This window comes from Plantactinospora sp. B24E8 (assembly GCF_039871735.1).
Lineage (GTDB): Bacteria > Actinomycetota > Actinomycetes > Mycobacteriales > Micromonosporaceae > Plantactinospora.
In genome coordinates this window covers 478,723-492,208 of sequence record NZ_JBDPMH010000001.1, presented here as the reverse complement: position 1 = coordinate 492,208, position 13,486 = coordinate 478,723, and the positions used below count along the sequence as shown (strand labels likewise).

The 13,486-nt window shown below is 71.5% G+C and carries 10 protein-coding genes; 1 reads left to right on the top strand and 9 read right to left on the bottom strand.

Going from position 1 to position 13,486, the window contains the following annotated elements; all coding sequences use genetic code 11:
- Positions 1-234: 234 nt before the first annotated feature.
- Positions 235-1,497, top strand: a complete 1,263-nt coding sequence (locus ABGB21_RS02310) for an ATP-binding protein (protein WP_347654423.1) — start codon at positions 235-237, stop codon at positions 1,495-1,497.
- Positions 1,498-1,650: 153 nt separating this feature from the next.
- Here the strand turns inward: ABGB21_RS02310 and ABGB21_RS02305 are convergent, their stop codons facing one another.
- The 9 genes from ABGB21_RS02305 to ABGB21_RS02265 all read right to left on the bottom strand — a co-directional run bounded on the left by ABGB21_RS02305 (position 1,651) and on the right by ABGB21_RS02265 (position 13,411).
- On the bottom strand, positions 1,651-2,187 hold the full coding sequence (locus tag ABGB21_RS02305; protein ID WP_347654422.1) for a hypothetical protein: 537 nt from the start codon (positions 2,185-2,187) through the stop codon (positions 1,651-1,653).
- Positions 2,188-2,325: 138 nt separating this feature from the next.
- The gene (locus tag ABGB21_RS02300; RefSeq protein ID WP_347654460.1) at positions 2,326-4,197 is read right to left on the bottom strand and encodes an ABC transporter ATP-binding protein; all 1,872 of its coding nucleotides are present in this window, start codon (positions 4,195-4,197) and stop codon (positions 2,326-2,328) included.
- 183 nt (positions 4,198-4,380) lie between these two features.
- Positions 4,381-6,717 carry an endopeptidase La gene (gene lon, locus ABGB21_RS02295; RefSeq protein WP_347654421.1) on the bottom strand — a complete coding sequence of 779 codons (2,337 nt, stop codon included), beginning with the start codon at positions 6,715-6,717 and terminating at the stop codon, positions 4,381-4,383.
- Positions 6,718-6,930: 213 nt separating this feature from the next.
- Positions 6,931-7,983: a GAF domain-containing protein gene (locus tag ABGB21_RS02290; RefSeq protein ID WP_347654420.1), complete on the bottom strand. Its 1,053-nt coding sequence runs from the start codon at positions 7,981-7,983 to the stop codon at positions 6,931-6,933.
- Entirely contained in the window at positions 7,980-9,011 is a 1,032-nt protein-coding gene (locus ABGB21_RS02285) for a helix-turn-helix transcriptional regulator (RefSeq protein WP_347654419.1), read from the bottom strand. The genes ABGB21_RS02290 and ABGB21_RS02285 overlap by 4 nt, the downstream gene beginning before the upstream one ends.
- Before the next feature lie 272 nt (positions 9,012-9,283).
- Entirely contained in the window at positions 9,284-10,903 is a 1,620-nt protein-coding gene (locus ABGB21_RS02280) for a fibronectin type III domain-containing protein (protein WP_347676154.1), read from the bottom strand.
- A gap of 203 nt (positions 10,904-11,106) precedes the next feature.
- The gene (locus ABGB21_RS02275; RefSeq protein ID WP_347654417.1) at positions 11,107-11,766 is read right to left on the bottom strand and encodes a 4-carboxy-4-hydroxy-2-oxoadipate aldolase/oxaloacetate decarboxylase; all 660 of its coding nucleotides are present in this window, start codon (positions 11,764-11,766) and stop codon (positions 11,107-11,109) included.
- Positions 11,763-12,479 carry a PIG-L deacetylase family protein gene (locus ABGB21_RS02270; protein ID WP_347654416.1) on the bottom strand — a complete coding sequence of 239 codons (717 nt, stop codon included), beginning with the start codon at positions 12,477-12,479 and terminating at the stop codon, positions 11,763-11,765. The genes ABGB21_RS02275 and ABGB21_RS02270 overlap by 4 nt, the downstream gene beginning before the upstream one ends.
- Entirely contained in the window at positions 12,476-13,411 is a 936-nt protein-coding gene (locus ABGB21_RS02265; protein WP_347654415.1) for a DUF6282 family protein, read from the bottom strand. The genes ABGB21_RS02270 and ABGB21_RS02265 overlap by 4 nt, the downstream gene beginning before the upstream one ends.
- Between the last annotated feature and the right edge of the window lie 75 nt (positions 13,412-13,486).

The following is a 13,486-nucleotide window of genomic DNA, read 5'->3' as shown; positions in this document are numbered from 1 at the left end:
ATGCCGCTGAGGCATAACGTTGAACCGGCAGTGATGCTTCTCGGCGGGCGCCCGTGCCATCGTCCCGACCGACGTCGGTGCCGGGACCGGAACCGGGAGCGGGAGCGGGAGCGGGAGCGGGCACCACAGGGCCGGCAGATCGAACACCCAGGACCCGCATTCCGCACATGACTTCTGCCGCAGATCGAAAGCACCTGGCCCCGCAGATCGAAACCGCGCCAGCTATCATGACGCGTGCCCACACCGCACCTGGTTCCCCGCCACGCTGCCGCGCAGGTCGACGCGGCCCTGGCCGACACCCGTGTCGTGCTGATCAGTGGCGCGCGCCAGGCAGGCAAGAGCACCCTCGTTCGCATCGTTGCCGGCGATCGTCTCGCCGAGCGCCGCGATCTCGACCGGGCGCAGGACCGGGAGGCGGCGATCGCCGACCCGGTCGGCTTCGTCGACTCCCCCGAACTCCTGGTCGTCGACGAGATCCAGCGGGCTCCGGAGCTCCTGCTGGCGATCAAGGCAGCCGTCGACGAGGATCCCCGTCCCGGCCGGTATCTGCTCACCGGCTCGTCTCGGCTCTTCGGCATGGTGGCAGCCCCGGACGCGCTGCCCGGCCGGATGGAAACCGTCGAGCTGTGGCCGTTCTCCCAGGGAGAACTCGACAGTGCGCCGGACGGATTCGTCGACGCCATCTTCGCGCTCGGTCCGGACCTGCGACACGAGTCGGAGGTGACCCGCGCCGACTACGCGGCCAGAATCGTCCGCGGCGGTCTACCCGAGGCCACCGCCCGCGCGGACCCCCGCCGTCGCCAACGGTTCTTCGACGCGTACGTCCAGGCGCTCATCGACCGCGATGTCCGGCAACTGTCGGACATCCAGCACAAGGGCGAGCTCCGCAAGCTGGTCCGCCTCCTCGCGGCCAGGTCCGCGACGATCATCGCCGCCAACTCCCTCGAGTCCGCACTCGGGTTGAGCCGGCCGACGATCGCACGCTATCTCCGGGCCCTGGAAGAGATCTTCCTGGTCAAACGAATTCCCGGCTGGTCCCGCAACCTGGGCACCCGCACCACGGCCGCACCCAAACTGATCTTTGTCGACTCGGGAATCGCCGCCAACGAGATCGCAACCGACGCCCGGGCGCTACTCCGGCCGGGTGCACCGTTCGGCCCGCTGCTCGAGTCATTCGTCCTGTCCGAGTTGTCCCGGCAGCTCACCTGGTCTACACAGTTCGTCGATCTGTCCCACTACCGCGACCAGAGCAGGTACGAAGTCGACGCGGTGCTAGAGAACCGATCCGGCCAGGTCGTCGGGATCGAGGTCAAAGCGGCCACCACGGTCGGACCTGGCGACTTCCGCGGACTACGCCGACTCGCCGAGCGCCTCGGCGACGAATTCGTCGCCGGCATCGTCCTCTACACCGGAACCGCCACGCTGCCGTTCGGCGACAGACTCCGTGCCATGCCGGTCAGCGCCCTGTGGCAGACCCCCACCCCGCCAACCGCCTGACCTCGCGCAGGGCAGGGCAACCATCAGGGCGGTGACCGGCGACACGCTCAGATCAGACCCGGGTGGTACCCCGCCGGGCGGCCACCGTCCCCGGCGGCGGTGACCACCACCGCCGCCGGGGACAGGCGACCGGGCCGGCCTGAGCCGGTCCCGTCACGGCATCTGGATCGGGTACGACCCCGGCCCGTACGGCATCGAACTGGGCTGGACCGGGAGGGTGTCGCGGCGCTCGGCCTGGGCGAACCCGGCCGACCGGTACGGCACCTGCGGCCAGCCGCCGGCCTCGTGGAACAGCCGCAACGCGGTCGCCACGACCTCGGAGAGCGGCTCGTTCGCCTCGATCTCGATCGTGGCGCCCGGGGTGTCGATCCGCACCTTTGTCTGGTGCGCGTCCTTGTCGTCCGACTTCGCGGCCGGGGTCTCCGCGCCGGACGGCTCGCCGCCCGGGGTCGGTGTTCCGGCCGGCACGGTGACCGTCGACGGCGAGCCGGTCGGCACGGCCGGCGGCTCCACCGACGGCGGCACCTCCGGCGCGGGGGCCGGTTCCGGCGACGTCTCCGGGCCGGGTGCCGGGGCCGGCAGCGGGGCCGTCTCCGGCGGCGGCGTCGTCTCGGGCGGGGAGGGCTGGGCGGGGACCGACCCGGAGAGCGACTGCGCGGGCTGTCCGGAACGGGGTGGCTCGAATGTCACCGGGCCATTGTCCGACCAATCCACCCCGACCTGCCACGTCCGATCCCGTCGGATCCCACTCGATCCGTCGGTCTTCCGACCCGGCTCTGTCGTGTCATGCCTGTTGTTGGCCGATCGCCGGGGTCGGTGTTCCCCGGCTCAGCCCGCGACCAGTTCGCCGTCCTCGACCCGCGCCGGGCTGTCCTGGGCGAACTGGGTGCGGTACAGCTCGGCGTACCGGCCGTCGAGGGCGAGCAGTTCGTCGTGGGTGCCGCGTTCCACGATCCGGCCGGCCTCGACCACCAGGATCTGGTCGGCGGCCCGGACCGTGGAGAGCCGGTGGGCGATCACCAGCGCGGTACGGTCGGCGAGCGCCTCGGCCAGCGCCGCCTGCACCGCCGCCTCCGAGGTCGAGTCCAGGTGGGCGGTCGCCTCGTCGAGGATCACCACCCGGGGGCGGGCCAGCAGCAGCCGGGCGATGGTCAGCCGCTGCCGCTCGCCGCCGGAGAGCCGGTAGCCGCGCTCACCGACCACGGTCTCCAGCCCGTCGGGCAGCGCCTCGACCAGGTCGGCGAGCCGGGCCCGGCGCAGCGCGTCCCACACCTCGTCGTCGGTCGCCTCGGGGCGGGCCAGCAGCAGGTTGGCCCGGATGGTGTCGTGGAACAGGTGCCCGTCCTGGGTGACCAGGCCGAGGGTGTCCCGGATCGACTCGAAGCTCAGGTCCCGTACGTCGACCCCGGAGAGGCGTACCGCGCCGGCGTCGACGTCGTAGAGCCGGGGCACCAGCTGGGCGATGGTGGACTTGCCCGCCCCGGAGGAGCCGACCAGGGCCACCAGCTGCCCCGGCTCGACCCGGAACGAGACGTCGTGCAGCACCTCGACGCCGCCCCGGGTGTCCAGGGTCGCCACCTCCTCCAGCGAGGCGAGCGAGACCTTCTCCGCCGACGGGTAGCCGAACCGGACCCCGGCCAGCTCGACCGAGACCGGCCCGGCCGGCACCGGCCGGGCGTCCGACTTCTCGGTGATCAGCGGCTTCAGGTCGAGCACCTCGAAGACCCGTTCGAAGCTGACCAGCGCGCTCATCACCTCGACCCGGGCGCTGGCCAGGGAGGTCAGCGGCGCGTAGAGGCGGGTGATCAGCAGGGCGAGCGCGACGACCGCGCCGGCCTCCAGGTCGCCGCGCAGCGCCGACCAGCCGCCGAGGCCGTACACCAGGGCCAGGGCCAGCGTCGAGACCACGGTGAGCGCGGTGAGGAAGACGGTCTGGACCATCGCGGTGCGGACCCCGATGTCGCGGACCCGGCGGGCCCGGTCGGCGAACTCGGCCGACTCGCGGCCGGGGCGGCCGAAGAGCTTGACCAGGGTGGCGCCGGGCGCGGAAAACCGCTCGGTCATCTGGTTGCCCATCGCCGCGTTGTGGTCCGCCGCCTCCCGGCCGAGCCGGGCCAGCCGGTTGCCCATCCGCCGGGCCGGCAGCACGAAGACCGGCAGCAGCACCAGGGCCAGCAGGGTGATCCGCCACGAGATGTTGATCATCACGACGAGGGTGAGCAGCAGGGTGACCAGGTTGCCGGCCACCCCGGAGAGGGTGTCGCTGAACGCCCGCTGCGCGCCGATCACGTCGTTGTTGAGCCGGCTGACCAGGGCGCCGGTCCGGGTACGGGTGAAGAACGCGACCGGCATCCGCTGCACGTGGTCGAAGACGGCGGTACGCAGGTCGAGGATCAGCCCCTCGCCGAGGCTCGCCGACAGCCAGCGGTTGAGCAGCCCGAGACCGGCCTCGGCGAGCGCGACCACGGCGATCAGCAGGGCGAGCCGGATCACCAGCCCGGGGTCACCGCCGCCGACGATGGTGTCGACCACCCGCCCGGCGAGCACCGGGGTGGCCACCGCCAGCACCGCCAACACGACACTGAGCAGCAGGTAGCCGATGATCCGGCGCCGGTGCGGCCGGGCGAAACCCCCGATCCGGCGCAGCGTGGCCATGGAGAACGGCCGCTTGTCCTGTTGCGCGTGGGTCATCCGGTACATCGAGTTCCACGCGGTGACTTCCATGCTCATCGCTACGCCCCTTCGCCCGGCCGCGGTTTCGGACCGTACCGGTGGGGTCCGACAGTAAAACCTCAACCATTGTCGAGGTCAACCGCGACCAGGGAGCCGAAACGACGGTGGGCGCCCACACCGTTGTGGGCGCCCACCGTCAGGTCAGGCGGATCAGGCGGCGGCGAGCGCCGGGCCGTCCAGCGCCTCCGCGCCGATGTCGGCCGGCCGCAGGGCCAGCGCCAGTACGTCGGCGACGTCGGCCAGGGTGTGCACGGTCAACGCCTCGCGCACCTCGGCCGGCAGGTCGTCCAGGTCCGGCTCGTTACGGGCGGGGATGATCACCTCGGTCAGACCGGCCCGGTGCGCGGCGAGCAGCTTCTGCTTCACCCCGCCGATCGGCAGCACCCGACCGGAGAGGGTCACCTCGCCGGTCATCCCGAACTCGGGGCGTACCGGGCGACCGGTGACCAGCGACGCCAGCGCGGTGACCATGGTGATGCCCGCGCTCGGGCCGTCCTTCGGCACCGCACCCGCCGGGAAGTGGACGTGGATCCGCCGCCCGGCCAGGGCGTTCGGGTCCAACCCCAGCTTCCGACCGTTCGACCGCAGGTAGGAGAGAGCGATCTGCGCCGACTCCTTCATCACGTCGCCGAGCTGCCCGGTCAGGGTCAGCCCCGGCTCGCCCTCCATGCTGGTTGCCTCGATGAACAGCACGTCACCACCGGCACCGGTCACCGCCAGCCCGGTCGCCACCCCCGGCACCGCCGTCCGCTCCGCCGACTCCGGCGTGAACTTCGGCCGACCCAGGTAGCTGGCCAGGTTGTCGGTGTCGACCCGGACCGGGCCCTCGGTCGAGGCCAGCGCCACCGCGACCTTGCGGAGGATCTTCGCCAGGGCGCGTTCGAGCTGACGTACCCCCGCCTCCCGGGTGTGCTCGCCGGCGATCGCGGCCAGGGCGGCGTCGGAGACGCTCACCTCGTCCACGGTCAGCCCGGCCCGCTCGATCTGCCTCGGCAGCAGGTGGTCCCGGGCGATCGCGACCTTCTCCTCCTCGGTGTAGCCGTCCAGGGTGACCAGCTCCATCCGGTCCAGCAGCGGGCCGGGGATCGCCTCCACCACGTTCGCGGTGGCCAGGAAGAGCACGTCCGACAGGTCGAGGTCGACCTCCAGGTAGTGGTCCCGGAAGGTGTGGTTCTGCGCCGGGTCGAGCACCTCCAGCAGGGCGGCGGCCGGGTCACCGGCGTACCCGACGGAGAGCTTGTCGACCTCGTCGAGCAGCACGACCGGGTTCATCGACCCGGCCTCGCGCAGCGCCCGGACGATCCGGCCGGGCAACGCACCGACGTACGTCCGGCGGTGGCCCCGGATCTCGGCCTCGTCCCGTACGCCGCCGAGCGAGACCCGGACGAACTTCCGGCCGAGGGCCCGGGCGACGGACTCGCCGAGGCTGGTCTTGCCGACTCCGGGCGGGCCGCCCAGGGCCAGTACGGCACCCGAGCCGCGACCCCCGACGACCTGCAGGTTGCGGGCCGCCCTCCGGTTACGCACCGCGAGGTACTCCAGGATCCGGTCCTTCACGTCGGCCAGGCCTGCGTGGTCGGCGTCCAGCACCTCGCGGGCCCGGACCAGGTCGGTGTTGTCCTCGGTCCGGACGTTCCACGGCATCTCCAGCACGGTGTCCAGCCAGGTACGGATCCAGCCCGCCTCCGGGGAGGCGTCGCTGGCCCGTTCCAGCTTGCCGACCTCGCGCAGCGCCGCCTCGCGGACCTTCTCCGGCAGGTCGGCGGACTCCACCCGGGAGCGGTAGTCGGCCGAGCCGTCCGGCTCGTCCTCACCGAGTTCCTTGCGGATCGCGGCGAGCTGCTGGCGGAGCAGGAACTCGCGCTGGGACTTCTCCAGCCCCTCGCGTACGTCGTTGTTGATCCGCTCGGTGACCTCCTGCTCGGCCAGGTAGTCCTTCACCCAGCCGACCAGCAGTTCGAGTCGGGTGGTCACGTCCGGCGCGTCGAGCAGTTCGATCTTCTGTTCCAGGGTGAGCCAGGGTGCGTAGCCGGCCGAGTCGGCCAGCTCCGACAGGTCGGTCATCCGCTCGACGGCGTCGATGACCTGCCAGGCGCCCCGCTCCTGGAGCAGGGAGGTGACCAGCGCGCGGTACTCCCGGGCCAGTTCCTTCGCCTTGCCGGCCGGAGCGGGTTCGGTGCTCTCGGTCGCCTCGACCCAGAGCGCGGCGCCGGGGCCGGGCACACCGGAACCGATCCGGGCCCGGGCCAGGCCACGGACCACCGCGGCCGGTTCGCCGCTGGGCAGCCGGCCGACCTTCTCGATCGTGGCGATCACGCCGGTGGAGCCGTACTCCCCGTCGACCCGGGGTACGGCGAGCAGCTTCTTGTCACCCGTCGCCCGGGCGGCGTCGACCGCGGACTGGGTGGTCGCGTCGAGGGTCACCGGAATGACCATGCCGGGCAGAAGGACAGCGTCGGTCAGCGGAAGAACCGGAAGAGTTGCCATCGAACACCTGCCATCGTTAGTTGAGCTTGTACGACTCAAGTAACAAACGGTGTCCCATGTTCCGGCTTGTGACCCACGCCACGCCACCGACACTGTCCTGTCCACCGACAAAAACCCCGGCTGATCCGGTTAGCTAACCAAGCGGCCCACACTTCACCGGGACACGTCGATTCACGACATCCGAGCGGTGGGACCTCCATACCGGCCGTCCGGTCAGCCCCGTGGCGCCGTCCCTGCCCGGTGTGGGATGAACCAGCCCCGACGGGCCGCCCGCAGCAGGGCGACGTGCCGGTCCGGCGCCTGAAGCGCGACAATGCTCCGGCACACCGTGTCGATGACCGTGGTCAGCGGCAAATCCAGACCGACCGCGACCTGCTCGTCGGTCCAGCCGGCCAGCAGCAGACCCAGCACCACCAGCTCGCGCCGGTTCAGGACGGACCAACCCTTCGGCAGCGGGGCGAGCATCGCCAGTCCGAGCACCGGCGCCGGTGCGGCGGCGCAGCCCAGCAGCACGACCCGGAACAGACCGTCGATAGCCTCCGGGACATCACGCACCAGTTCGGACCGTTGTCGGACGGGCCAGAGAAAGGACACCGAGCCCTCGCCCCGTGGGGCCATCTCGTCGATCACCGCGAGCAACGGCGACCCGGCTGCCAGCAGTGGGTGCCCGGGCAGGCCGCACAGGGAGAACGGCTCGCCCGCACGGGTCAGCACCAGCCCGGCGACGGCGTCGTGGACTACACGCGCCAGTACCGCCAGCGACCGCAACGGATCGAGCGTCGCCGCGATCCGGGGTGCCAACACCCCGATCAGGTCCCGCTCCGCGTCGGTGGGGTGGCCCGCGTCCTCGGTGCTGAGCGCGAGCATGCCGATGTGGCGGCGATCCTGGCTGAGCAGACCGACCGCCAGCCCCTCCCGGAACCCGGCCGGCAGGTAGTAGTCGCTCCAGATCTCGTACTCGACGGCCGGTATCGGGTGGTCCCGGCCGCACTGCGGGACGGGCGACTCGGTCAGGCCCGCCTGTTCGGCCTGGTCCATCGATGCCCGGGTGCCGAAGTAGGTCTGGATCCGCTCGGGGTAGCCGGTTGACGTCACCTCGACGAACCGGTGGTTCCGATCGTCGGCCAGGGACAGCCACGCCGCGTCGTAGGGCACCACCTGGCGCAGCAGGGACAGCCACTGGGCCGGCCGGTCCTCCCCGATCGGACTCGCGGTGATCGCCGCCGCCTGGCGGACGATGTCGGGTAGCGAGGGGGTACGGGTCATCTGATGCTCCCGGTCAGTGATCGTGGCAGGTACAGACCCAGCCGGACCGCGCGTACCGCGGCCAGGGTGCGGGATGGGGCCGCCAGTTTCGCCAGGATGTGCTCGATGTGCGCGGCGACCGTCCGTTGGGCGATCACCAGGGTGTCGGCTATCCGATGGTTGGACCAGCCCTCGATCAGCATGCCAAGGATCTCCAGTTCCCGGCGGGTCAGCCCGTGCAGGTTGCCGGGAGGCGAGACCAGCACCACGGCATGCAGGTACGCCGGTGCATGATCCGGACAGGCCAACACACTGATTCGCAGGAACTCGCGGCACCCCGCGCCCGAGCGGTACGGACACAGAAACGCGGCGTGCGGCTCCCCCTCGGTCAGGCTCTCGGCCACCGCGCCGAGCACGGGCGAGCCGGGCCGAAGTACCGGATGGTCCGGCAGCCCCGCCAGCTCGACCACGTTCCCTGCCCGGGTCAGCACCACGCCGGCCGTCGCGTTGGCGACAATCCTGGCGAGGGTGACGATGGACCGCAGCGGGTCCACTCCCTCGGCGATCACCGGAGCGAGCAGGCCGAGGAAGTCCCGGACCGCGTCGGTCGGATGGTCGACGGTGTCGGTGTGCATGGTCAGCATGCCGACGTGGCGGCCGTCCGGGCTGAACAGCCCGACCCCGATGCCCTCCTTGAAGCCGGCCGGCGCGAAGTGCGTGCTCCAGGAGACCAGTTCGGCCACCGGGACAGGGGTGTCTTTGACCCGCAGCGGCGGCCGGTCCCGGTCCATTCCGAGCAGTTCCATCTCGCGGTAGTGCTCCAGCCCTCGCTGCCAGGCGATGGTCGACTCGGAGTAGCCGAAGCCGCCGAGTGATTCGAAGCCGCGATGCTCGGGATCCAGCAGATGAAGGACACCAGCCTGGATCGGCGCCAGTCGGCGCAGCACCGTGAACAGCTCCGCGACCCGCTCCTCCACGGTGACTGGTGACGCCACCACCCGCTCGATGTCCACGGCAATCTCAGCGGCACCGTCCGGCAGTTCGGTCACCCGGTCACCGTTCCGACGATGGGTGCATGGCCGTCCGTCCACTCCTTCGCCATATCGGCAGTCCTGTCAATCGACAACGGCGGCGCCGGTGCGATTACCTAAGGAAACGCTGATTCACGGCGTAGGACACGCGGCACCCCGGATCGGCATGTTCCCGACATCGGCCGCCGCCGGGGACCGCTACGGTCGTGGAGGGCGCGCACGCTCCGGCGCGCCCTCCACCCCCACATCCCACCGCCCACGGCCCGAGACGAAGGGCTTGCGCGGAACGGTCAGCCGGCCCGGCAGACGATGCCGTTCAGGATCGGATTGGCCGGCCCGGTCGAGCCCGAGGCGACGTACGAGATCGTCGCGCTGTCACCGGGTTCGAGACTCGGGCGGTGGCGCGGATGCCGGACGATGACACTGTCGCCGCCCCGGTTGACCAACTCGGCTCCCCAGACGCTGTACAACTGCTGGCTGGCCGGCAGGGTCCAGCCGAACGTCCAGTCGTCGAAGACCGTGGAGCCGGTGTTGCGGACCGTCATGTGCACCAGCATGCCGCCGGGCCACGTCGACACGTCGTAGGCAATCGTGCAGCTCTCCTCCGGTCCACTCCGGGTGGTCACGGTGATCGGCGCGGAGAGCGGGGACACGTTGCCGGCCTCGTCCACGGCCCGCACACCGAAGGTGTACGTCGTCCCTGCGGACAGGCCGTACACCACCGCACCGGTGCTCGGCAACGCGGGCGGGAGCAGCCCGACCGTGGCCACCACGGTGCTGCCGTCCGGGGTGATCGACACCACCTCGTACCGCTGCAGCACCACGTTGTCCGTGGACGGGGACCAGGTCAGACCGACCGTCTCCTCGCCCACCACGGTGGTGGCCAGGTCGGTCGGTGCGGTCGGCGGCTCGTCGTCCCCCGGCGGCGCGATGAACCGCAGCGTCGGCGGCGCCGCCGAACGGTTCCCGGCCGCGTCCACCGCGAAGACCCCGAACGTGTACGTCCGGGACGGCTGCAGGTTGGTCAGCCGGATGCTGTTCGTCGTCGTCCGGTGCAGCATCGCCACGTCGGTGAAGATCTGGGTCACCTCGTACCGGTCGACGCCGACGTTGTCGGTGGAGGCCGCCCAGGTGAGCAGCACGGAGGTCTCGGTGGCCTCGACGACGGTGATCTCACCCGGCCGGCTCGGCGGCGTGGTGTCGGCGTCCGCGTCGAGGGTCGTCACGCTGACCGACGGGGACGGCGCCGAGACGTTGCCGGCGTCGTCGACCGCCCGCACCGCGAAGGTGTACGACGTCTGCGGGGCCAGCCCGGTGACGGTGAACTGGTTGCGCCCCGGCGGGTGCTGCGAGGCGGTGCCGACCACCGTGCTGCCGTCGTCGGTGATCCGCAGGATCTCGTAGCGGTTGAGCATGATGTTGTCGGTGGAGCGGGCCCAGGTCAGCAGCACACTGGTCTTGGTGACCTGCGAGGCGACCGGCTGGCCGGGCACGCTCGGCGGCTGGCTGTCCCCCGGTGGCTGGGTCACCGCCACGCTGTCGCTGTAGGCGGACCGGTTGCCGGCCGCGTCGATCGCGACGACCTGGTAGAAGGAGGTCTGCGAGGCCCGGAGGCCGGTGATCTCGATGCGGTTGGTGCTGGTGGTGTAGCTGTTGCCCACGTCGGTGTAGAAGCGGGCGACCTGGTAGCTGACCACGCCGACGTTGTCGGTGGACGGTGCCCAGGTGAGGACGACGGAGGTTTCGGTGGCCTCGACGACGGTGACCGGACCGGGCGTGGTCGGTGGTTCGGTGTCGTCGGCGGCCGCGTACGCCGGTGCGCCGCCAGCGGCGAGCGCGACGGCGGCGACGATCGACAGGCAGAGCGTGCGGGCCCTCCACCGGGCAGGACGGGATGATCGGTCGGACATGCGGATCCTCGCTCTCGACGGCCGGCGTCGAGGGCTTCCCCCGACACCCGGACATTCATCATGAGCGATGACTTCGCCGTGCGGTAACCACCGATCGAGCGGGTTTGACGCGAGCGGGTTGGCGCGACCGGCCCGGCTGGAACCGACGGCGGCGCGTGGGGAAGCCGTCCCGGGCTGCTGGGCCAGCCCGGGACGGCTCGTCCTCATCCGGCGGACTCGTCCTCCGCCCGCATCCCGTGCAGGTCGTAGCTGAGCTCGCCGGCCTCCAACCGGGCGCGCAGCCCGGCCTCCTTGGCGAGTCGGGCGGTCGTCGCGGCGGCCACCTCGGCCACGTTCTCCCGGGCGACGACCACCGCACCGTCGGCGTCCAGCACCACGACGTCCCCCGGGTTGACCGTCGCACCGCCCACCCGTACCGGGATGTCGAGTTCGCCCCGCTCGCGCTTGGTCGCCCCACGCACCCGTACCCAACGGGCCCAGATCGGCAGACCGAGGTCCCGCAGCTCGTCGGCGTCCCGCACCGAGGCGTCCACCAGTACGCCGACTGCGCCGGCGACCTTCGCCTGGGTGGCCAGCAGCTCGCCGACCAGGGCCACCGGGGCCGGTTCCGGCATGGTGAGCACCAGGACCTCACCGGGGCGCAACCGGGTCATCGCCTCGTGCACGGCCCGGTTGTCGTCCTGGCCGCAGCGCACCGTACGGGCCGGACCGGCGACCCGGGTCCCCGGGACGATCTGTGTCAGGTCGGCGTCGACCAGGCCGCGTCGCCCGGACGCCTCGTAGACGGCGGCCACCCCGGCGTCGGCCAGCGTGCCGAGCACCTCCGGGTCGATCGGAGCCGTCGTGTCGTCCGCCCCGCTCACAGCGTCCCCACCACGTTCGGGATCAGCCGCTGGAACGCCTCCGCCTGCTTGATCGCGGCGTTGCCGGTGACCCGACGGGCGTGGTTGCCCCGCTGGTCGGCCCGCTGGGTGTAGTACTCCCGAAGGTAGCCCTGGGCACCCATCGCCGCCATCGCCTCCTGCTTCGCCGGCATCACGTCGGTGATGTCGACGAAGACGGTGGGCACGAAACCGCACAGCTCGGGCTGGTGCGGCTCGAAGATCAGGAACTCCGAGGGCGGCGCGGTCTTGAACCCGCTGGAGACCCCGGCGCCGGCAGTGAGCTGCCGCGCGGTCGCCACCGCCGCGTGCGCCACCGGGTGGTCGGGGTTGAACGGGTCCCGGTCCGGGTGGGTGAGTACGACGTGCGGGGCGTACTCCCGCATCAGCCCGGCGAGCCGGTCGATGTCCTCGTCCCGGATCCGCAACGGGTAGTCGCCGAGGTCGAACGCCTCGAACGTGGCACCGACGGCGGCGGCGGCCCGCTCCGCCTCGGCGTGCCGCAGCCGCTTCACGTTCTCGATCGTCTGGTTCGGGTCCTTCCACAGCTCACCGGACTCGCCGCGCTCGCCGTAGGAGAGGGCGACGACCAGGGCCTCACCCCCGGCCGCGGTGTGCTTGGCGACCGCGCCGGCGGCCCGCCACACGAAGTCGGCCGAGTGCGCCCCGACCACCAGCATCCGCCGCTTGCTCATGCGATGACCTCAGCCTTCGCGGCGGCCAGGAAACGGGAGTTGACCACCGCCATGGTCTGGATCTCCTGTTCGGTGAAGCCGGCCTCCAGCAGGTGGTCGGCGAAGAGCGCCAGACCGTCCTCGACCGGCGGGTTGAAGGGCTGTCCCAGGTCGCTGGAGAGGATCGAGTGCTCCGGGCCGACCGCCCGGATGTTGGCGATCAGATCCGCCCAGGCGACCTTTCCGGTGTGCGGCGTGGTGAAGCAACGCTCCAGCAGCGCACCCGCCTCGGCCAGTTCCCGCTGCTGTTCCACCGGAAGCCGCTGCGAGGTGAACTCGGGGTGGGTGACCACGACCCGGCGTACGCCCTCCTCCTTGGCCGCCCGGACGACGGCCAGGATCTCGGCACCGTTCAGGTGGCCGGTGGCGAGCACCATGTCGTGCCGGGCGATCACCCGCAGCACCTTGCGCACCTGCTCCAGGACCCGTCCCTCGTCGTCGACGACCTCGACGACGTCCGGCACGATGCCCTGGGCGTGCAGGTCCGCCTGCAGCGCACCCCACATCGCCGGCTTGGACCCGGGCAGGTCGGTGGCGGTGCTGCGCCGCTGGTTACCGGAGTCCACAGTGGGCATCCACACCACCCGGGCGCCCTGGCGCCCGGCAACCTCGACGGCGGCCGGGTTCATTCCGCCCATGGCGCCGTTGAGGGTGACCGCGCCGAGGACGTCGACCTCGGGCACCACCTTGCGGACCACCGCCGCCCGCTCGGCCGTCGCCACGTAGTGCGACTTCAGGACGAAGCCGGCGAGGCCCACCTCGACGCAGCGGCGCGCCAGGTCGAGGTCGTCGATCCGGCGCTCCATCACGTCGGGACCCACGTGTACGTGGGTGTCGTACGCCCCGGCGACCAGGGCGCGAGCCCGCGCGGACGGGACGGGATGATCGGACATGCTGCTCCTTGAGGGGCTCTGCCGCCGCGTCGGTTCACGACGGGCGGCCGGGACGGTCGGTTCGGATCGGTCGGG

What these genes read in the sequence shown, in the direction of transcription:
- ABGB21_RS02300 (WP_347654460.1), bottom strand. Translation starts at nt 4,197, where the DNA reads ATGTACCGGATGACCCACGCGCAACAGGACAAGCGGCCGTTCTCCATG.
- lon (WP_347654421.1), bottom strand. Translation starts at nt 6,717, where the DNA reads ATGGCAACTCTTCCGGTTCTTCCGCTGACCGACGCTGTCCTTCTGCCC.
- ABGB21_RS02290 (WP_347654420.1), bottom strand. Translation starts at nt 7,983, where the DNA reads ATGACCCGTACCCCCTCGCTACCCGACATCGTCCGCCAGGCGGCGGCG.
- ABGB21_RS02280 (WP_347676154.1), bottom strand. Translation starts at nt 10,903, where the DNA reads ATGTCCGACCGATCATCCCGTCCTGCCCGGTGGAGGGCCCGCACGCTC.
- ABGB21_RS02270 (WP_347654416.1), bottom strand. Translation starts at nt 12,479, where the DNA reads ATGAGCAAGCGGCGGATGCTGGTGGTCGGGGCGCACTCGGCCGACTTC.
- ABGB21_RS02265 (WP_347654415.1), bottom strand. Translation starts at nt 13,411, where the DNA reads ATGTCCGATCATCCCGTCCCGTCCGCGCGGGCTCGCGCCCTGGTCGCC.